This window comes from Aestuariivirga sp. (genome assembly GCF_020252405.1).
Taxonomy (GTDB): Bacteria; Pseudomonadota; Alphaproteobacteria; order Rhizobiales; family Aestuariivirgaceae; genus Aestuariivirga.
The window spans coordinates 1-19984 of the sequence record NZ_JADCDA010000001.1 but is presented as its reverse complement, the minus strand read 5'-3'; the positions used below and the strand labels follow the sequence as shown (position 1 = coordinate 19984).

The 19984-nt window shown below is 65.6% G+C and carries 21 protein-coding genes and 1 tRNA gene; 5 read left to right on the top strand and 17 right to left on the bottom strand.

The genetic code is table 11. The features are described 5' to 3' along the window. Positions 1-11: 11 nt before the first annotated feature. Complete coding sequence (locus IOC69_RS00110; protein ID WP_290541491.1) at positions 12-998, bottom strand: Gfo/Idh/MocA family oxidoreductase; 987 nt, start codon at positions 996-998, stop codon at positions 12-14. A 270-nt stretch (positions 999-1268) separates the two neighbouring features. On the opposite strand from IOC69_RS00110, the gene choX reads away from it, so the two are divergent. The 3 genes from choX (at position 1269) to choV (ending at position 4363) form a co-directional block, all read left to right on the top strand. Continuing rightward, on the top strand, positions 1269-2207 hold the full coding sequence (gene choX, locus IOC69_RS00105; RefSeq protein WP_290541490.1) for a choline ABC transporter substrate-binding protein: 939 nt from the start codon (positions 1269-1271) through the stop codon (positions 2205-2207). A gap of 114 nt (positions 2208-2321) precedes the next feature. Then, on the top strand, positions 2322-3176 hold the full coding sequence (choW, locus tag IOC69_RS00100; RefSeq protein WP_290541489.1) for a choline ABC transporter permease subunit: 855 nt from the start codon (positions 2322-2324) through the stop codon (positions 3174-3176). After that, on the top strand, positions 3173-4363 hold the full coding sequence (gene choV / locus IOC69_RS00095) for a choline ABC transporter ATP-binding protein (RefSeq protein ID WP_290541488.1): 1191 nt from the start codon (positions 3173-3175) through the stop codon (positions 4361-4363). Before choW ends, choV begins: the two co-directional genes overlap by 4 nt. Here the strand turns inward: choV and IOC69_RS00090 are convergent. The 8 genes from IOC69_RS00090 to IOC69_RS00055 form a co-directional block, all read right to left on the bottom strand. Beyond that, positions 4347-5537, bottom strand: a complete 1191-nt coding sequence (locus tag IOC69_RS00090; protein WP_290541487.1) for a phosphopentomutase — start codon at positions 5535-5537, stop codon at positions 4347-4349. The genes choV and IOC69_RS00090 overlap by 17 nt on opposite strands. Positions 5538-5549: 12 nt before the next feature. Beyond that, on the bottom strand, positions 5550-6857 hold the full coding sequence (gene deoA / locus IOC69_RS00085; protein ID WP_290541486.1) for a thymidine phosphorylase: 1308 nt from the start codon (positions 6855-6857) through the stop codon (positions 5550-5552). Position 6858: 1 nt separating this feature from the next. Then, entirely contained in the window at positions 6859-7641 is a 783-nt protein-coding gene (locus IOC69_RS00080) for a purine-nucleoside phosphorylase (RefSeq protein WP_290541485.1), read from the bottom strand. Beyond that, a complete protein-coding gene (gene cdd / locus IOC69_RS00075) occupies positions 7638-8030 on the bottom strand; it encodes a cytidine deaminase (protein ID WP_290541484.1) in 393 nt (130 codons plus the stop codon). Before cdd ends, IOC69_RS00080 begins: the two co-directional genes overlap by 4 nt. Before the next feature lies 1 nt (position 8031). Beyond that, positions 8032-8979: an ABC transporter permease gene (locus tag IOC69_RS00070; protein WP_290541483.1), complete on the bottom strand. Its 948-nt coding sequence runs from the start codon at positions 8977-8979 to the stop codon at positions 8032-8034. Further along, on the bottom strand, positions 8976-10082 hold the full coding sequence (locus IOC69_RS00065; protein WP_290541482.1) for an ABC transporter permease: 1107 nt from the start codon (positions 10080-10082) through the stop codon (positions 8976-8978). Before IOC69_RS00065 ends, IOC69_RS00070 begins: the two co-directional genes overlap by 4 nt. Then, complete coding sequence (locus tag IOC69_RS00060; RefSeq protein ID WP_290541481.1) at positions 10082-11599, bottom strand: ABC transporter ATP-binding protein; 1518 nt, start codon at positions 11597-11599, stop codon at positions 10082-10084. The genes IOC69_RS00065 and IOC69_RS00060 overlap by 1 nt, the downstream gene beginning before the upstream one ends. Positions 11600-11779: 180 nt before the next feature. Then, positions 11780-12778, bottom strand: a complete 999-nt coding sequence (locus IOC69_RS00055) for a BMP family ABC transporter substrate-binding protein (protein ID WP_290541480.1) — start codon at positions 12776-12778, stop codon at positions 11780-11782. Positions 12779-12989: 211 nt separating this feature from the next. Here IOC69_RS00055 and IOC69_RS00050 point away from each other — a divergent pair, with 211 nt between their 5' ends. Together IOC69_RS00050 and IOC69_RS00045 are read left to right on the top strand one after the other, a co-directional pair. Beyond that, entirely contained in the window at positions 12990-13412 is a 423-nt protein-coding gene (locus IOC69_RS00050) for an Hsp20 family protein (protein ID WP_290541479.1), read from the top strand. A 4-nt stretch (positions 13413-13416) separates the two neighbouring features. Next, on the top strand, positions 13417-13686 hold the full coding sequence (locus IOC69_RS00045) for a DUF1150 family protein (protein WP_290541478.1): 270 nt from the start codon (positions 13417-13419) through the stop codon (positions 13684-13686). 309 nt (positions 13687-13995) lie between these two features. On the opposite strand, the gene ptsN is transcribed toward IOC69_RS00045, so the two are convergent. The 8 genes from ptsN to IOC69_RS00005 all read right to left on the bottom strand — a co-directional run bounded on the left by ptsN (position 13996) and on the right by IOC69_RS00005 (position 19693). Continuing rightward, positions 13996-14472: a PTS IIA-like nitrogen regulatory protein PtsN gene (gene ptsN, locus IOC69_RS00040; RefSeq protein ID WP_290541534.1), complete on the bottom strand. Its 477-nt coding sequence runs from the start codon at positions 14470-14472 to the stop codon at positions 13996-13998. Positions 14473-14505: 33 nt separating this feature from the next. Continuing rightward, positions 14506-15075: a ribosome-associated translation inhibitor RaiA gene (gene raiA, locus IOC69_RS00035; protein ID WP_290541477.1), complete on the bottom strand. Its 570-nt coding sequence runs from the start codon at positions 15073-15075 to the stop codon at positions 14506-14508. Between the two features lie 191 nt (positions 15076-15266). Beyond that, positions 15267-16781, bottom strand: a complete 1515-nt coding sequence (rpoN, locus tag IOC69_RS00030; protein ID WP_290541476.1) for an RNA polymerase factor sigma-54 — start codon at positions 16779-16781, stop codon at positions 15267-15269. Positions 16782-16905: 124 nt separating this feature from the next. Beyond that, a complete protein-coding gene (gene lptB / locus IOC69_RS00025) occupies positions 16906-17733 on the bottom strand; it encodes an LPS export ABC transporter ATP-binding protein (protein WP_290541475.1) in 828 nt (275 codons plus the stop codon). 41 nt (positions 17734-17774) lie between these two features. After that, entirely contained in the window at positions 17775-18350 is a 576-nt protein-coding gene (locus IOC69_RS00020; RefSeq protein ID WP_290541474.1) for an LptA/OstA family protein, read from the bottom strand. Continuing rightward, on the bottom strand, positions 18347-18979 hold the full coding sequence (lptC, locus tag IOC69_RS00015; RefSeq protein ID WP_290541473.1) for an LPS export ABC transporter periplasmic protein LptC: 633 nt from the start codon (positions 18977-18979) through the stop codon (positions 18347-18349). Before lptC ends, IOC69_RS00020 begins: the two co-directional genes overlap by 4 nt. Further along, entirely contained in the window at positions 18963-19574 is a 612-nt protein-coding gene (locus tag IOC69_RS00010) for a ribonuclease H-like domain-containing protein (protein WP_290541472.1), read from the bottom strand. Before IOC69_RS00010 ends, lptC begins: the two co-directional genes overlap by 17 nt. A 34-nt stretch (positions 19575-19608) precedes the next feature. Continuing rightward, a tRNA-Leu gene (locus IOC69_RS00005) sits at positions 19609-19693 on the bottom strand. Positions 19694-19984: the final 291 nt, after the last annotated feature.

The following is a 19984-nucleotide window of genomic DNA, read 5'->3' as shown; positions in this document are numbered from 1 at the left end:
CGCCCGAAACCTCAGGGTTTTTCCCACTTTCCGCTGGTTTCCGAGCGGAAGAAGGCATCGATGATCTTCATGTTCTGGATGGCGTCCTCCACCCCCCAGAAAGGCTTCTGCCTCTTGCGGATGACGCGGCCGAAGGCCTCCGCCTGCAGTTGGTACTGATCGGAAACGGGAAGCTCCGTCCATTCCCCTTCATTCATCTCAAGGCCCTGCACGAAATAGCGGTTGGGCTTATCGGGCGGCGCGTTGAACGGAATCTCGATCTCGATCCGGCCCTTGGTGCCCATGATGTTCACCCGCTGATAGGGTGCGAGCTGGGTCGAGACGGTGAAGGACAGGTGCCGCCCCTGGCCGAAATCGGCGAGGCCGCCGGCGATCCGATCCGTCCTGAATTTGGGGTCACGGTCGAAGGTGCCGACGACGCGGGTCGGTTCGCCGTCGAAGATGAAGCGGGAGACGGTGATCGGATAGCAACCGATGTCGAGAAGCCCGCCGCCGCCGATATCGGCCTTGTTGCGCACGTTCTTCGGGTCGCGGTTGAAATAGGAGAAGAGAACCTGAATGGCGCGCACCTCGCCGATCTTCTTCTTCTTCACCAGCTCGCGCGCCGCGAGCCACTGCGTGGCGTGGCGCACCATGAAGGCTTCAGCGACGAAGACATTCTTGATCTTGCGGAGCTGGGTTGCCTCCTTCGCCGTGATGGCGATGGGCTTCTCGCACAGCACGTGCTTTCCGGCTTTCGCTGCGGCAAGTGTAAGCGGCACATGGAGATGATTGGGCAGCGGATTGTAGACGGCCTCGATCTCGGGGTCGGCCAGCATCTCCTCATAGGAGCCATAAGCCTTCGGGATGCCCAGTTTCCCGGCCCACTCCTGCGCTGTCTTCTTCTTGCGCGACGATATCGCGACGATCTCGATCTCCTTCGATTTCAGCATGCCCGGAATGACCTTGGCCACGCCGATATTCGCCGTCGAGATAATGCCCCATTTCACGGGTTTCATGAGTCTGCCTTTCCCTGTTCAGTCGGGCATCTTTACTCGCGCACGACCGATGTTGGAAGTGCGCGCGCCCTCACGCGGGACGATCTCGCCGCAGCGCCCGCGCCGGACCGGCGCCGTTCCGCGCTCCGGCATGTTCCCCTCCGCGGGGAAAGCGCCGGTTCTCACGGGCCGGCTGTCCAATGAAAACTTGCCGGATGCGCAAAAGCTGAATTATCCTCGATTCCGAAGCCGCGGCCCGCGGATAAGGGCCGGGCGAACAGGGAGCTAATCATGAAGTCATTCATCAAGAGTGTGGCGGCGGCTGCCGTCCTCGGCGTCGCCATGGCCTCCGCGGCTTTCGCCGCCGATCCGGCCAGCTGCAAGGCGGTGAGGTTCGCGGATGTGGGCTGGACGGACATCCAGGTGACGACCGGCGCCACCTCGGTGATCCTAGAGGCGCTGGGCTATGAGCCCGCTGTCTCCACCCTCTCGGTGCCGGTCACCATGGCCTCGCTCAAGAACAGGGACATCGACGTGTTCCTCGGCAACTGGATGCCCTCCATGACCGCCGACATCCAAGCCTATCTCGACGACAAGTCGATCGAGCAGCTGGCTGCCAACCTGGAGGGCGCGGGCTATGGACTCGTCGTTCCGCAATATGTGGCCGATGCCGGGGTGAAGTCGCTTGCCGATCTCGGCGCCAACAAGGACAAGTTCAATGGCAAGATTTTCGGCATCGAGGCCGGCAATGACGGCAACCGCATCATCCAGACCATGATCGACGAGCCGAAGAACAATCTGACGGGCTTCCAGCTGGTCGAAAGCTCGGAGGCCGGCATGCTGACCGAGGCCGAGAAGGCCATGAAGAACAATGAATGGATTATCTTCCTCGGCTGGACGCCGCACCCCGTCATGGGCGAGATGAAGATTCATTACCTCGACGGCATGGGTGATTCAGGCTTCGGCGCCGCGACCGTCTACACCATCACCCGCGCGGGCTATTCCACCGAATGCCCGAACGCCGGCCAGCTTCTGAAGAACCTCAGGTTCGACCTCGCCATGGAAGGCGCCATGATGGCTCCCGTCCTGAAGGACAGTGCGGATCCGAAGGAAACCGCGAGGGCCTGGCTCAAGGCCAACCCGGATACGGTGAAGCCCTGGCTCGCCGGTGTGACGACAATCGACGGCGGCGATGCCGCAGCCGCGGTCGAGGCCGCGCTCAAGGGCTAAGCAGGTTCGGGAGCCCGGGAGACGCCTCCCGGGCTTCCCCGTTTTCTCGTCCAGTGCATGACGGACGGACCGCGGCAACACAAGCCGGCGGCGTCACTCCCGGGGGAGGGGCAGATGGATCCGGTTTCCAATTTCATCAAATCCTGGAAGCTGCCGGTGGGTCCCTGGGGAAAGAGCTTCATCGACTTCATCATCACCTATTTCCAATGGCTGTTCGACGCGCTCAAGGTGGCGCTCAACTACGCGGTGGACAAGGCGACCGACGGGTTGCTCGCCGTTCCGCCGGTGCTGCTCGCCCTGCTGATCGCAGGGCTCGCCTATTGGCTGCAGAAATCCTGGAAGCTGGCGCTGGGCGTGCTGATCGGCCTCGTCTTCATCATCAACCAGGGCCTGTGGAGGGAAACGGTGCAGACGCTGGTTCTCGTCGCCGGCGCCACGGCGCTGTCCATGGCGATCGGCGTGCCGCTCGGCATCTGGGCGGCGCACAAGCGGCGGGTCTGGCAGGTTACCCAGCCGGTGCTCGACCTGATGCAGACCATGCCGACCTTTGTTTACCTCATCCCCATCCTCATCCTCTTCGGGCTTGGCGCCGCACCCGCCCTTATCGTCACCATCATCTTCGCCATGCCGGCCCCGGTGCGCATGACCTATCTCGGCATCACCTCGATCCCCAGGCCGATGATCGAGGCGGGCGAGGCCTTCGGCGCCACCAGGCGGCAATTGCTGTGGAAGGTGGAACTGCCCGCCGCCATGCCCTCGATCATGGCCGGCCTCACGCAATGCATCATGCTGTCGCTCTCCATGGTGGTGTTCGCCACGCTGATCGGCGCGCCCTCGCTCGGCAACCCGGTGTTCAAGGCCCTGTCCAACCGCAACATTCCGCTGGGCATCGAGGCGGGCCTCGCCATCGTGGTGCTGGCCATCATCCTCGACCGCATGCTGGCGGTGAAGACGGGGGCCAGGAAATGAGCGCCGCCATCGCGTTCAGGAACGTCGACATCATCTTCGGTGACAAGACTGAGGAAGCGTTGAAGCTTGCGCATTCCGGCATCGACCGCTCCGAAATCCTCAGGCGCACCGGCGCCGTGCTGGGCGCAACGCAGGCAAGCCTCACGGTGAACGAGGGCGAGATCAGCGTGCTGATGGGGCTTTCGGGTTCCGGCAAGTCGACGCTGCTGCGCGCCGTCAACGGCCTCAACAAGGTGACGGGCGGCGAGGTGCTGGTGAAGGACGGCGGGCGCATGGTCGATGTCGCCTCCTGCGATCAGGCGACACTCCGGCACATCCGCCAGAAACAGGTGGCCATGGTGTTCCAGCAATTCGCCCTGCTGCCCTGGCGCACGGTGCGCGAGAACGCGGGCTTCGGCCTCGAACTCGCCGGCGTGCCGGAGGCCGAACGCAACGCGAGGGTCGACAAGCAGCTCGAGCTCGTCGGTCTCGGGCAATGGGCCAACAAATATGTCCACGAGCTCTCGGGCGGCATGCAGCAGCGCGTCGGGCTGGCCCGCGCCTTTGCCACGGAAGCGCCGATCCTGCTGATGGACGAGCCCTTCTCCGCCCTCGATCCCTTGATCCGCACCAAGCTGCAGGACGAACTCCTGCAGCTGCAAAGCCAAATCAGGAAGACCATCCTCTTCGTCAGCCACGACCTTGAGGAAGCGCTCAAGATCGGAAACCGCATCACCATCATGGAAGGCGGACGCATCGTTCAGTCCGGCACGCCGGAAGATATCGTGCTGAAGCCCGCCAATGATTATGTGCGCGATTTCATCGCCAACGTGAATCCGCTGTCGGTGCTCACCGCATGGAACGTGATGCGGGCGCTGCCCGAACTCGAGCGCGACGCCGGGGGCTGGGTGTGGCTCGACAAGCGCAAGACCACGCGCTTCCAGCTGGGGCCGGACGGCAAGGTGGCAGCCGCCGAGCGCGATGGCCATCCGGCCACCTGGGTGTCATGCGATCACGTGGAAACTCCGGTCGAGGAAGGCCACCGCCCGGTGTTCTGGGCGAGGCCCGGCGCCTCGCTGAAGGTGGTGATGCTGGCGATCCACAACACCGATGTGGCGCCGGTGGCGATCTTCGACGAGAACGACAAGTTCCTGGGCTCGATAAGCGTGAGGCATGTATTGCAGGCCGTGCTCAAGCGGCAGGATTAGCGATATCCCAGGCAGTGCCCGCGGCGAGCGGGCCGACGCCGAGGCGCCGTGCAATCGTCTGGCCGATGTCGGCGAAGCTGGTCCGCAGGCCGAAGCTGCCGGGCGCCATGCCCCGCATGCAGCTCATCACCGGAATCTGCTCGCGCGTGTGGTCGGCGCCTTTCCACGTCGGGTCATTGCCATGGTCGGCGGTGAGGATGAGGAGGTCCCCATCGCGCAGCCTGGCGAGGATGCGCGGCAGTTCGGCATCGAAGGCTTCGAGCAGCCTGCCATAGCCTTCTGGATCGCGGCGGTGGCCGCACTCGGTGTCGAAGTCGACGAAGTTGGTCATCAGCAAGCCGCCATCGCTCAAGCCATCCATATTGGCGAGCGTCGCTTCGAGCAAGGCGGGGTTGCCCGCCACCTTGATCTCGCGCCCCGTTCCGGCATGGGCATAGATGTCGCCGATCTTTCCGACCGACACGACATCGCGCCCCGCATCGCTCAGCACCTTCAGCAGCGTCGGCGCGGGCGGCGGCACCGCGAAGTCCCTGCGGTGGCCGGTGCGCCTGAATTCTCCGCGCCTCTCGCCGAGAAAGGGCCTGGCGATGACGCGGCCGATGTTCATGGGGTAGGTGAGCTCGCGCGCCACGCGGCAGACTTCGTAAAGGCGCTCCAGCCCGAAGTGCCGCTCATGCGCGGCGATCTGCAGCACGCTGTCGGCGCTGGTATAGGCGATGGGCTTGGCCGTCCGGATGTGCTCCTCGCCGAAATCCTCGATCACCTGCGTGCCCGAGGCATGGCACAGGGCGAGCAGGCCCGGAAGTTTCGCGCCCCGGACAATGCCTTCGATCAGCTCCGGCGGAAAGGCCGGGACGGTGTGCGGGAAATAGCCCCAGTCGAAGGCCAGCGGAACGCCCGCAATCTCCCAGTGTCCGGTGACCGTATCCTTGCCGCGCGAGACTTCCCGCGCCACGCCGTATTGGCCAATGAGGGGATGCGGGCCCAGCGGATCGCGACCGGCCGACAGCGCCGCCGCCTTCCCCAGCCCGAGCGAGGCCATGTGCGGAACACGCAGCTTCATGTGATCGCAGATGTGGCAGAGCGTGTTCGACCCCTCGTCGCCGAAGCTCGCGGCATCGGGCGCGCCGCCGATGCCGAAGGAGTCGAGGATCAACAGGAAGGCGCGCGGCATCGGAACTCCGCTTCAGCCGGCGATGCGGGCCAGGATGTTTGCCGACGCCGCGGCGGGTCCGCCAATCACATAAGCGGATTTTACGATTTCCGCGGCCCTGTTGAAAGTCTCTTCGCTGGCGGCATGGACAAGGCACAGGGGTTGCGAAGGCTCGACGCGCGCGCCATTGCCGAGCAGTTCGGAAAGGCCGACGCGATGGTCGATCGCATCCGATGCAACGCGCCGCCCGCCGCCGAGCTCGATCACGGCGAGGCCCAGCTCGCGCGTATGAATGGACGAGACGAAGCCCTGCTGGCCGGAACAGACCGGACGGATGATGGGCGCGGCGGCGAGGTGCCTGGCATGAGCGGAGAGGAAATCCCCCGGTCCCCCCAGCGCCCGCACCATGCGGTCAAAATGTTCGGCGGCCTTGCCCGAGGCGAGCGCGGCGGCGAGGCGCGCGCGGGCCGCCGTCTGCTCCTGCTCGATCCCGGCGCTCAGCAGCAGTTCGGCGCCGAGCGCCAGGGCGATGTCCATGACGCGCGCGTCGCCGCGGCGGCCGAGGAGGAATTCGGCGGCATGCGCCACTTCCAGCGCATTGCCGGCGCAGGGCGCCAGAGGCTCGCTCATGCCGGTGATCAGCGCCGTCGCCGGAAGGCCCGCGCCATTGGCGACATCGACCAGACTTTCGGCCAGCGCCTCGGCATCGGCCATGCGCGTCATGAAGGCGCCGGAGCCCATCTTCACGTCCAGCACGAGGTGGCCAAGGCCGGCGGCAAGCTTCTTCGACAGGATCGACGCGGTGATGAGCGGCACGGACTCCACCGTCGCCGTCACGTCGCGGATGCCATAGAGGCGCTTGTCGGCGGGGGCGAGATCGGCGGTCTGGCCGATGATGGCGCAGCCCGCCTCGCGCGTGGCGCGGCGGAACAGGTCAAGCCCCGGCTGGGTGGCATAGCCCGGAATGGAATCGAGCTTGTCCAGCGTGCCGCCGGTGTGGCCGAGGCCGCGCCCCGAGATCATCGGCACGTAACAGCCGCAGGCCGCCAGCATGGGGGCGAGCATGAGCGAGATATTGTCGCCGATGCCGCCGGAGGAATGCTTGTCGACGACCGGCCCCGGCAGGTCCCACCGCAGCACGGCGCCGGAATCGCGCATGGCAAGGGTCAGTCCCACCGCCTCCTCCCGGCTCATGCCGCGGAAGAACACCGCCATGGCGAAGGCCGCCACCTGGCCCTCGGAGACCGCACCCGAGGCAAGGCCATCGATGAAGTCCTTCACGTCCCCGCGCTTGAGCGAGGCGCCATCGCGCTTCCGGCGGATCAACTCCTGCGGCAGCATCTCAGCCGTCCTTCAGGAAGCGGGTGACGAGCTGTTTCAGCTTCTCAGCCGCCCTCGCGCCCTCGCGCTTCGTCTCCCCGTGGCTGGGCGAGGCGCCCTCGATGCCGGCCGCGAGGTTGGTGATGACCGAGAGGCCCGCGACCTTGAGGCCGATACGGCGGGCAAGGATGGTTTCGGGCGCCGTCGACATGCCCACAGCGGAGCCGCCGATGATCTGGAACATGCGGATTTCGGCCGGCGTCTCGAAGGAAGGGCCGGAATACCAGCAATAGACGCCCTCGTGCAGCAGGATGCCCTCGGCCTTCGCGGCGGCATGGAAGCGCTGGCGGAGGGCGGGGTCATAGGCATCGGTCATCGGCACGAAGTTCTCGTCGCCGTGCTGGCCGATGAGCGGGTTCATGCCGGAACAATTGATGTGGTCGGCAATCAGCATGATGGAGCCGGGGCGCATCCTGGGGCTAAGGCTTCCCGCGGCATTGGTGAGGATCAGCGTCTCGATCCCCGCCTCCTTCAGCATCCCGATGGCGGGGCGCATGACGGCGGCATTGCCGGATTCGTAAGGATGCGCGCGGCCTGCCAGCACGGCCACTTCCCTGCCGCCAAGACGGCCGGCGAAGAGCTTGCCCGCGTGACCGGAAACTCCCGGCGCCGGGAAGCCCGGAAGCTCCGTATACGGAATGACCAGCGCGTCCTCCACCGCCTGGGCGAGATCGCCGAGGCTGGACCCCAGAATGACGGCCGTCCTCGGCGCGCGGCCGCCGAGCTTTGCCGCCAGCGCGTTCATGCGAGGTTCTCCGGGCCGAAGGAGAATGGCAGCAGTTCCTCCAGCGTGAAGGTCCGGATCAGTTCTCCCGCCTCGGTGCAGCAGTGGATCCTCACGCCGGGCGCCGCGAATTCGCGGATCTTCTGGCGGCAGCCGCCGCAGGGGGTGCAGAGGGTTGAACCATTGCCCATCACCGCGATCTCGGTGATCTTGCGGCCACCCGCCATGATGAGGGCGGAGATGGCGGAGGGCTCCGCGCACCAGCCCTGCGGGTAGGCGGCGTTCTCGATGTTGCAGCCGCCATGCACCCGGCCATACTCGTCGCGCATGGCGGCCCCCACGAGGAACTTCGAATAGGGGGCATGGGCGCGCAGCCGGGCGGATTTCGCCTCCTCGACCAGGTCACGCATGTCAGCGGTCCTTCACATAGGGCAGGCCCGAGGCGCGCGGCGGAACCGACTTGCCGATGAAGCCGGCGAGCAGCACCACGGTGAGCACATAGGGCAGCATGTTGATGAACTGCACCGGAATCTGGAAGCCCCCGACCGAGGCACCTTGTGCGAAATTGCCGATGGCCTGCAGAAAGCCGAAGAGCAGGCAGGCGCCGAGTGCCGGCCAGGCGCGCCAGTTGGCGAAGATCAGGGCCGCCAGCGCCATGAAGCCCCCGCCCGCCGTCATGTCGCGCACGAAGCTCGAGGACAGGGAGGTGGAGACATAGGCCCCGGCCACGCCGCACAGCACGCCGGCGATGATGACCGCGCGATAACGCAGGGCCGCGACCGGGATGCCCGCCGTATCCACCGCATGCGGGTTCTCGCCCACCGCGCGCAGCCTGAGCCCGAAGCGGGTGCGGGCCAGCGCCCAGGCGGTGAGCGGCACGAGCGCAAAGGCGACATAGGCGAGGATCGAGTGCTCGAGGAAGATGCGGACCAGCGGCCCGACCGCCGGAAGCCCGTCCAGCGCCGGGAACTGGAAGGGCAGGAAGCGGCCTTCAGGCGGCAGGGCGGGCGTGCGGCCGCCTTCCCTGAACCATTCGTTGCCCAGCACCACGGCCAATCCGGCGGCGAGCATGTTGATGGCGACCCCCGAGACCACCTGATTGCCGCGCTGATTGATCGCGGCATAGCCATGCACCAGCGCGAAGGCGAGCGAGGCGAGGATGGCGCAGAAGAGGCCGATCCAGGCCGAACCGAACACGGCGGAGGCCGAGGCGGCGGCGAAGGCGGCGATCAGCATCTTGCCCTCGAGCCCGATGTCGACGATGCCCGCCCGCTCCGACCAGAGGCCGGCGATGCAGGCGAGGATCAGCGGCACGCTCATGCGGATCGTCGAGGCGAGAAGTTCGATATAGAGGTTCACCGGTTGGCCTCCCCGCCCAAGGGATAGAGGAGCGCGGAGAGGGCCGGCCGGAAGGCATATTCCAGCGCCCCCATGAACAGGATGACGAGACCCTGGATCACCACCACCATGTCGCGGTTGATCCCGGGCCTGGCGAAGGAAAGTTCAGAGCCGCCCTGGTAGAGCAGCCCGAAGAGCATGGCGGCGAGCATGATGCCGACGGGATGCGAGCGGCCCATGAGCGCCACCGCGATTCCGACGAAGCCCGCGCCGCCGACATAACCGAGCAGCAGCCGGTGCTGCACGCCGAGGATTTCGTTCACCGCCATCAGGCCCGCCAGCGCGCCCGATATGGTCATGGCGATGATGATGATCCGGTCCGGCCTGATGCCGGCATAGACGGCGGCGGCGGGGTTGGCGCCCAGCGCGCGGATTTCATAGCCGAGCCTGGTGCGCCAGAGGAGATACCACACGGCCCAGGCCGCGATGAGGGCGAGGAACACCGAGAAGTTCAGCGGCGACGAGGCGATCCTCACGCCGAAGAACTCGCGCGCCACTTCCCGGGCGCTGAGGATATAGGCCCCGGTGATCTCGCGGCTCTCCACCGCCATCTTGCCCACCGGGCGGAACCAGTAATTGATCAGGTATCCGACGAGGCTCGCCGCGATGAAGTTGAACATGATCGTGGTGATCACGATGTGGCTGCCGCGCCTGGCCTGCAGCACGCCGGGGATCCAGGCCCAGAAGGCGCCCATGGCCATGGAGGCGAAAATGGCGAGCGGCAGCAGGATGGGCCACGGCAGCCATTCGAGCCCGAGGCCCACCGTGGCGGCGCCCACGCCCGCCATATAGGCCTGGCCCTCGCCGCCGATGTTGAAGAGGCCGGCATGGAAGGCCACCGCCACGGCGAGGCCGGTGAAGACGAAGTTGGTGGCATAGTACAGCATGTAGCCCCAGCCCTTGAGCGAGCCGAGAGACCCCTCGATCATGATCCACATGGCCTCGAAGGGGTTCTCGCCGATGATCAGCACCACCAGCCCCGAAACGATGAGCGCCACGGCGAGGTTGATGAGCGGGATCAGCCCGACATCGACCCAGTGCGGAAGCTCGCCGCGCATCCGCATCAGGCGGCGTCCTTCGCAACGCCGGCCATGAGCAGGCCCAGTTCGCGCTCGTCAGCGCCCGGGCCGCGCTCGCCCATCACGCGGCCGGCGAACATGACGAGGATGCGGTCGGAGAGCGAGCGGATTTCGTCGAGCTCGACGGAGACGAGAAGCACGGCCTTTCCCTCGTCGCGCAGCTGGATGATGCGCTTGTGGATGTATTCGATGGCCCCGATATCGACGCCACGCGTCGGCTGGCCGACGATGAGGAGATCGGGGTTGGACGTGATCTCGCGCGCGATGATCAGCTTCTGCTGATTGCCGCCGGAAAACTTGGAGGACCTCAGCAGCGGGTCCGGCGGGCGGACGTCGAACTCCTCCATCAAGGCCCTGGCCCGCGCCACGACCTTGCCGCGGTCGAGGCGGAAGCCCTTGCCCAGCGGGTCGAGATGGTGCCAGCCGAGGATGGCGCTTTCGGCGGCATCGAAGGAGCCGATGAGGCCGCGGTGCTGGCGGTCCTCCGGCACATGGGCGAGGCCCTCGGCGCGCACGTGGCGCGGGTCGCCCAATATGCCGATGTCCTTGCCCTCGAAGATCACCTGGCCCGAGGCGGGCCGCGCGATGCCGGCGATCACGTCGAGCAATTCCGACTGGCCATTGCCGGAGACCCCGGCGATGCCGAGGATCTCGCCCTTCCGGACGGAGAAGGAGACATTGTCCACCCGGGCGATGCCCTTCCCGTCCTTCCAGGTGAGGTTCCTCACCTCAAGCACGGTTTCGCCCGGCCTGGAGGGGCCCTTCTCGACGCGCAGCAGCACATGGCGGCCGACCATCAGCTCGGCCAGTTCCTCCACGGTGGTGGCTTTCGTCCCGCGCGTGGCGACAAGCTCGCCCCGGCGCATGACCGAGACGCGGTCCGTGATGGCCATGATCTCGCGCAGCTTGTGGGTGATGAGGATGACGGTCTTGCCCTGGTCCTTCAGTGTACGGAGGATGCGGAACAGGTGGCGGGCCTCGTCCGGCGTGAGGACACCGGTGGGCTCGTCGAGGATCAGGGTCTCCGCGCCCCTGAAAAGGGCTTTCAGGATTTCGACGCGCTGCTGCAGGCCGACGGGCAATTCGCCGGCGACGGCGTCCGGGTCGACCTCGAGCTCATAGTCCCTGGCGAGCCGCGTGAGCTCGGCGCGGGCCCTGGCCAGCGCCGGTCCGATGAGCAGGCCGCCCTCCGCGCCCAGCACCACGTTCTCCAGAACGGTGAAGGGCTCGACCAGCATGAAGTGCTGGTGGACCATGCCGATGCCGTGGGCGATGGCATCGGAGGAAGAGCGGATCCTGACGGGCCGGCCCTTCACCCGGATTTCGCCCGAGTCGGCCTGATAGAAGCCGAACAGGATGGACATCAGCGTCGACTTGCCCGCGCCGTTCTCGCCGATGATGCCGTGAATGGAGCCGGGTGCGATCGCCAGCGACACGTCCTTGTTGGCGTGGACGGAGCCGAAGCGCTTGTCGATCCGTAAGAGTTCGATGGCGGGAGTCATGCCGTTCCCGTTCTATTGTCGATTTGCCTTCTCCCGTTGCGAAGCAATGGGAAAAGGTGGCGCGCAGCGACGGATGAGGGCGTGTGTCCGCTAGTCGTGCTGGCTGAAAGAGCCCTCATCCGCCCTTCGGGCGCCTTCTCCCGTCGCGTTGCGACGGGAGAAGGAACTGGCCTTCGCCGATTACTGCACGGGGCAGGTGTTGTCCTGGGTGTAGTCGTGGACCTTGATCGTGCCGGCGATGATGGCGGCCTTGGCCGTCTCGACGGCCGCCAGCATCTCGGGCGTGATCAGCGGCTTGTTGTTGTCGTCCATGGCCACGCCCACGCCGTCCTCGGCCAGTCCCAGCGCCTGGATGCCGGGCTTGAAGCCGGCATTGCCGCCCTTCATCACGTTGTAGACGGCGACGTCCACGCGCTTCAGCATGGAGGTGAGGACCTTGCCGGGGTGGAGATGGTTCTGGTTGGCGTCAACGCCGATCGACAGCGCGCCGCCGTCAGCCGCGGCCTGCAGCACGCCGAGGCCCGTGGCGCCGGCGGCGGCGTAGATCACGTCCGCGCCCTGGGCCATCTGGCCCTTGGCGATTTCGCCGCCCTTGACCGGGTCGTTCCACGCCGCACCCGTGTCACCCGTCATGTTCTGGAAAATGACGGCGTCGGGCCTGGCGGCCTTCACGCCCAGCGCATAGCCGCAGCCGAACTTGCGGATCAGCGGAATGTCCATGCCGCCCACGAAGCCGACCTTGCCGGACTTCGACGCCATGCCGGCAAGGAGGCCCACGAGGTAGGAGCCCTCGTTTTCCTTGAACACGATGGACTGGACATTGGGCAGGTCCACCACCATGTCGACGATGGCGAACTTGAGGTCCGGATATTCCTTGGCGACCTTCTCGACCGCCGCGGCCTGGGCGAAGCCCGCCGCGATGATGGGCGAATAGCCCTGGTCGGCGAAGTTGCGGATGGCCTGCTCGCGCTGGGCTTCCTGGGCGATCTCGAACTCGCCATAGGCGATGCCGGTCTCAGCCTTGAACTTCTCCGCGCCGTTGAACATGCTTTCGTTGAACGACTTGTCGAACTTGCCGCCGATGTCGAACACGATGGCGGGCCTCGCTTCATCCGCCAGCGCCGCCCCCGCGGTGATGGCCAGGGCCGCAGCGGCGGCCATGAATGTACGTCTGAGCATCTTCGTCTCCCTGTTGTGGTGTTTTGGCGATCTAATCACAACCCGCCTCAAGGCGCGATTCCAATCTTGATGGGGCGATCAAATCACCCGCCCGGCCCCCCGGTCAAGCGGGCGGCTTGAAAGGCGGGAACAGGTTTCTCATATGATGCCCGTCGCTGAGGATGCCGCGTCCGGGTTCCAGCGCATTGCTGCTTTGCGAGGGCAAACCGAAATGAAAAGCCTATCTGTTTTTTCGTCCCCCCTGCTGCTCGGCTTCGATGAGCTTGAGCGGATGCTCGACCGGGCCACCAAGACCGGCGGGGACGGCTACCCACCCTACAACATCGAACGCCTCCCACGGGCGGAGGGCGAGGCCGAGCGGCTTCGCATCACGCTCGCCGTGGCGGGTTTCAGCCGCGACGAGTTCGACGTGACGGTGGAGGAGAACCAGCTGGTGATCCGCGGCCGCCAGAAGGAGGAGGACGGCAAGGCCTATCTGCACCGCGGCATCGCCGCCCGCCAGTTCCAGCGGGCCTTCGTGCTGGCGGACGGGATGGAGGTGACCGGGGCCAGGCTGGAGAACGGCCTCCTCGAACTTCACCTCGAACGACCCGAACCGCGGCGGGTGGTCCGCCGTATCCAGATTGGAGGGTGATGACATGGACCTGAAGAAAACGGACCTGAAGAAATCCGTCGATCTTACGCCGCAGGACCTGGCTTTGCTGGGCGACGGCGACCTTGGATATATCCGCGAGATCGCAATCAACGAGGCCCGGCGGCTGCTGGGCGGCCAGGCGAATGTTTCACCCGGGGCGAAACTGTTCTGCCTCTACAATGCCGACGGCAGCCCGGTGTCGATTTCCGGCTCCAGGGAAGCCGCCCTGGGCAGCGCCTTCGAACATGAGCTGATGGCGATGAGCGTGCACTGAGCGCAGCCACAATACGAACGGGGGCCCCGGCGCCAGGCCGGGGCCTTTTTTTATTCCGGGGTAGGAATTTTTATCTTGACTTTGTTCCTATTATGTTCTATATCTCCCCTCACGCGACTGCTGCTGATTGACATTGTGAAAGATTTCCCGGGACGGCGCGCCAAAGCCCATCCCGGATGACCCCTCCCCCGGACTCACGGCCGGAGTGCGTGCCGGGGGTCCCTGGCGCACGATCCGCAAAAGTGGAACCGGTTTTGCGATAAGATCACGCTCTCCAGCGGAAAGAGGCCCTCATCCGCCCTGTCTGTTCTATGCCGCCGAGGCGGACCTGGGGTTGGCGGCGGGTTCGGTGAGGATGGCGTAGAGGCCTTCGGCGTCGTCCGTGCCGCGCAGTTTGGCGACCACGGCGGGGTCGCGCAACAGGCGGGAGATCTTGGCCAGGGCCTTGAGGTGGTCAGCACCGGCATCCTCGGGCGCCAGCAGCACGAAGACGAGATCGACGGGCAGGCCGTCGACCGAGTCGAAGTCGACGGGCTGGGCGAGGCGGGCGAAGAAGCCATAGACGCGGCTGATCGAGGGCAATTTGCCATGCGGGATAGCGATGCCCTGGCCGATGCCGGTGGAGCCCAGCTTCTCGCGCGTCAGCAGGGTTTCGAAAATGACCCGGTGGTCGATCGCCAGTTGGGTGGCGAGCGCCTGGGAAAGCTCCTGCAGCAGCTGCTTCTTGTTCGGGGCCTTGAGGCTGGCCAGAACGGACTGCTTGTCGATCAGGGAATCGAGGGTCATCATGTCGGGTCAGGTCCCCGTGAAGGTCGCGCGTCAGGCCGCCGGCTTGGGATCGACCCAGCCGATGTTCCCGTCAGGACGGCGGTAGACGAGATTGAGCCCGCCATGGCCGCCGTTGCGGAACAGCAGAAACGGCTGAGTGGAAATGTCGAGCTGCATGACCGCCTCGCCCACCGAGAGTTCCGGCAGCTTGAGCCCGGTTTCGGCGACGACGACAGGGTGCTCGCCCTGCGCATCATGCTCGTCCGAGGCGGGCTCGATGACATAGCTCTGGGCCTCGAACTGGCGCACCGGCTCGCGGCGCTTGCGGTGGTGGTCCTTGAGGCGCTGCTTGTAGCGGCGGAGCTGCTTTTCGAGGTGGGCGGCGGCTTCATCGAAGCTCGGGTGCGCCTCGGCGCCCTTGCCCTCGGCCTGCAGCACAAGGCCGGTGGCGAGGTGCAGCGCAATGTCGGTGAGGAAGAAGGAGCGCTGCTTCTCCACCGTCACCGTGGCGTGGACGGCGCCATCGAAATACTTGTGCTGGAGGACGCCGAGACGGGTTTCGATGTGTTCACGCAATGCGTCGCCAACATCGAGGTGCTTACCGGTGACTTTGATCTGCATGGCCGTCGCAAATATCCCTGCTTCGCCCTGGCTCTTACACATGGGCGCGTTTGGCTGACACGTCAACTGTCCGGCTGATCCGAAACGCAGTTGCCTTCCACTTCGCCCAAGCTGCGTGCGGAGCCCGCTCCCGTCGGGGTCCCTTTGCGAAGCGGGCGGAAACTAGTCGAGGGCGGAGGCCCCGTCAAACCCTATTGGGGGCCTTGTGCCCGGGCTTCTCGGCGGCGCCTGACGGAAGATGGAATTCCCAGGCTTTCCCGGTACTTGGCAACCGTGCGGCGGGCGATGTCGATGCCTGAGGCCTGCAATTTTCCGACGATCGCGTCATCCGAGAGCGCGTTCTGGCCCTCCTCCGCGACCAACTCCCTGATGCGGTGGCGGACGGCCTCGGCGGAATGGGCATCGCCGTCCGAGTCGGAGGAGGCGATGGCGGTGGTGAAGAAATACCTCAGCTCGAAGATGCCGCGGGGTGTGGCCATGTATTTGTTGGAGGTGACGCGGCTGACGGTCGATTCGTGCATGCCGATCGCGTCGGCCACGGTGCGCAGGTTGAGGGGCCTCAGGTGCTGAACGCCGAGGAGCAGGAAGGCATCCTGCTGGCGCACGATCTCGCGCGCCACCTTGAGGATGGTTCTGGCGCGCTGGTCGAGGCTCTTCACCAGCCAGGTGGCATTGGTCTGGCACTCGGACAGATAGACCTTGTCCTCGCTCCTCCGGGCGTTGGCGGAGACCCGGGCGAGGTACTGGTTGTTGATGAGCACGCGCGGCAGCGTTTCGGTGTTGAGCTCCACGGTCCAGGCGCCCTCGGGCGAGGGCCGCACGATGACGTCCGGGATGACCGGCTGGACGGGCTCCGCCCCGAAGGCGTGGCCGGGCCTGGGGTCCAGCGCGCGCAGCTCGGCCACCATGTCCTTCACATCCTCGGGACTGACGCGGCAGAGGATCTTCAAGGCCGCATAGTCGCGCCTGGCCACCAGGTCGAGATGGCCGACGAGGATGGCCATGGCGGGGTCGAAGCGGTCACGCTCCTTAAGCTGCAGGGTGAGGCATTCCATGAGATCCCGGGCGAAGACGCCGGAAGGTTCGCAAGCCTGGAGCCTGGCCAGCACCGCCTCGACATGGGCCGTGGAGGCGCCCAGCGTTTCGGCCATGGAGGGAATATCGGCGGTGAGGTAGCCGGCTTCGTTGAGGCTGCCGATGAGGTGCTGGCCGATAAGCTGCTCGGCAGGGTCAGTAAGCAGCAGGCGCATCTGGCCGGTGAGGTGCTCGGCGAGTGTGGGCGGCCGCGTCAGGGTCGCGTCGAAGTCGGTGTCCCCGGCATCGAGCGAGAGCGCGCCCTGCGGCCGGAGCGACGACCAGCCGGAGTCAGGCGGGGGAGCCGCCTGCTCCCGGTTTGCCGCATCGGCGCGGGATTCATGGGTGTAGACATTCTCGAGCTCCGTATCGAGCGTCCTCAGCCGCTCCTCCGCGGCGCTGCTGGACGCCAGCGCGGTGACCATGTCGGTCTGGGCCCCCGCGGGTTCGGCGGGTTTCCGGACCTCGGCGCGTTCGTCACGCTCCAGCAGCGGGTTCCGCTCCAGCTCCTGGTCGACGAAGGCCTGCAGTTCGAGATTGGACATTTGCAGCAGCTTGATGGCCTGCTGGAGCTGCGGCGTCATCACCAGGGACTGGCCCTGGCGCAGGTCAAGCCGCTGGTTCAGCGCCATGGGTTAGGGCACCCCGCTGGAGCATGATCCATTCAGGCGGAACCGCCTGGACGGAACATGCGCCAGATCAAAATCTTGAGCATGATCTTGTCGCAACACCGGTTCCACTTTCGCGGAACATGCGCTAGAGGGTGAAGTCGGCGCCAAGGTAATAGCGCCGGACGTCCGGGTGGGAGACGATCTCCTGTGGCGAGCCTTCGGTCAGAACCTGGCCCTCATGGATGATGAGGGCCTTGTCGATGAGCTCGAGGGTTTCGCGGACGTTGTGATCCGTAACAAGCACCCCGATTCCCCGAGAGGTGAGCTGTCGCACCAGGCGGCGGATATCACCGATCGCAATCGGGTCAATTCCGGCGAAGGGCTCGTCGAGGAGCATGAACTCGGGGCCGGCGGCAAGCGCCCGGGCGATTTCCACGCGGCGGCGCTCGCCGCCAGAAAGCGCAACAGCCGGCGAATTCCGGATGTGGGTGATGGAGAATTCATCGAGCAACTCACGCAACTTGACTTCGCGCTTCTGCTTCGAGCCCTCGGTCAGCTCCAGCACGGCGCGAATGTTTTCCTCCACCGTGAGGCCGCGGAAGATCGAGCTTTCCTGCGCCAGATATCCGATACCCAGCCGCGCCCGGCGGTACATGGGCAGATGCGTGATATCGGCGCCATCGAGGCTGATCCGGCCGCTGTCGGCGGCAATGAGCCCGGTGATCATGTAGAACACCGTGGTTTTGCCGGCGCCATTGGGTCCCAGAAGTCCCACAGCTTCACCGCGCCTGACGGCGAGAGAGACATCCCGCACCACCGGCCGCCGCTTGTAGGACTTCTTCAGCCCTTCCACCACGAGGCCCGCACGGCCAGCTTCGGCTGAAGCGCCTTCGCCCGTCCGCGGACTCCGTGCCCGCCGGGGCGCCATTGCCTTTGCCTGCCTGTCTTCCACTGCGCCTTCGTCACGCGCCAAATGAGTGTCCGCCCAATAGGTTTAATTTTGGATAAGGAGTGTCATTGCGGGGCGCCGGACCCCGTGCCGCCGCCGCCGGACTTCGGCAGGAAACTGCCCCTGACGCGGCCGCCCGTCATCTGGGTGCGGCCGGTCCTGAGGTCGGCCTGGAGTTCGCTGCCCTCGAGAACCGTTGTGCCCTGCACCAGCCTCACCTTGCCGCCGACGGTGAGCTTCTCGGACTGCGGATTATACTTCGCCCAGTCGCCCGTGATCTTCTCCCTGGGCGTGGTGATGATGACATTGCCCTTGGCGTCGAGGTCGGTGGCGTCGGTTTTGGTGGCGCCGTCCGGCTGCTTCACGTCAGCATAGGTGACGGTGAGCTCGTCCGACTTGAGGTTGGTGGCGCCCCTGGTGGCGTCAACCGCGCCGCGGAAGATGGCTTTCTTTTCCTTGTCGAGAATTTCCATCTCGTTCGACACGATGTCGACCGGGGTGCTGTCCGCGGCCTTGCCGCCTGCCTTGGCGGCGGCATTCGCGCCAGACGTGGCGTCCGGGCTTGCCGCCTCCTGGGCGAGGGCTGGCGCGGCGGCCAGCAGGAACAATGCCGCAGCGCTGGCGGCGAGCCTCAACATCATGGATTGGTGTCTCCCTTGCCCTTGGCCGCCGAAAAGCGCGCCCGAACGCCATTCAAGAACAGAATCCGTGCGCCGTCATCGGTTATTTGCATGCCTTTCGCATCGACCGTGCCGGAGGCGAACTGGGCGATGACCGGGGTGTTGGCGGTGAGCTTCTTCTGTTTCACCGCGATTTCGGCCCTGTCCATGCGCACCTTGAAGCGGCCTTCCTGCTCCAGCACCACGTTGCCGTCAAGATTGAGCGACTTGACCTTGGTGTCATAAAGACCGGCCGCGCCGGTGATGGTGTATTCGGCGCCGCTGGCCCGGCGGAACACGCCCACCGGCTCCTCGAGATGGACGAGATTCGGCGTCTTGCCGTCCTGCCAGCCGCGCTTCGCCGTGACCCTGTAGGGCTGCTTCCCGTCGTCGATGCCGCTGACGGTGGAACCGCCGGCCGTGATGCGGTCCGGCTCGATGCCCGGCGGCGGCGGCTCCGCCTGCTTCGGGAGCAGCGCCTGGAACAGCCCGGCCTGGGCCAGGAAGGCGATCACGAAACCGATGCCGATGGCCGCCGCCAGCCAGCTCAACAGGCGAGAGACCTCGGCCGCCCGGACAGCCCTGCGGGCGTCTTTAGTGGGCGAAGACATCTTCCTCGGTCCAGCCCGAAAGATCGAGCGCGGCACGCGTGGGGATGAAGTCGAAGCAGGCCCTGGCCACCGCCTCGCGCCCCTCGCGCGCCAGCATCTGGTCAAGGCGGGACTTCAGCTCATGCAGGTAGAGCACGTCCTGCGCGGCATATTGCTTCTGCGAATCCGACAGCATGTGCGCGCCCCAGTCCGAGCTCTGCTGCTGCTTGTTGAGCTCGATCCCCAGAAGCTCCTTCACCAGGTCCTTCAGCCCGTGCCGGTCGGTGTAGGTGCGGGTGAGCCTCGAGGCGACCTTGGTGCAATAGAGCGGAAACACATCGACGCCGAGATAATGTCTGATCACCGCGACGTCGAAGCGGGCGTAATGAAAGATCTTGGTGACGGCGGGGTTGGCGAACAGCGCCCTGAGGTTGGGCGCGTCATAGCCCGAGCGGTCCGGCTGCACCAGATGCGCATTGCCATCGCCGGCGGAGAGCTGCACAAGGCAAAGCTTGTCGCGGCGGGGAACGAGGCCCAGGGTTTCGGTGTCCACCGCAACGGAGCTTCCGAAATCCAGACCCGGAGGCAGGTCGCCCTTGTAAAGCTTGATGGCCATCGCAGGGGTCCCGCCGTAACTCGACTGTCAAATCTGGTGCCCAGAAGAGGACTCGAACCTCCACGCCTTGCAGCGCTAGTACCTGAAACTAGTGCGTCTACCAATTCCGCCATCTGGGCAGGCGAAGGGTCTCATAGAGACGCCCGGCGTGGCTGTCAACCGCGGTCCTGCGGACGCGTTCTTCGCCTTTGCATCCCTGGGAGCGCGGCGCCGGATCATATGCCTGAGCATGATCTTATCGCAAAAGCGGGTTCCACTTTTGCGGATCATGCTTGTCTTATGACAATTGCGTTCGAAAGTGCGAAAAGAGATCCGCTGGACGGGAGTTATAACTCCCGTCCAGCGGCGAGGGACGGATCGTGATTTTGCTGGCCGTTTGACGGGCCGAGTTAGAGTAGGATCGCCCTCGT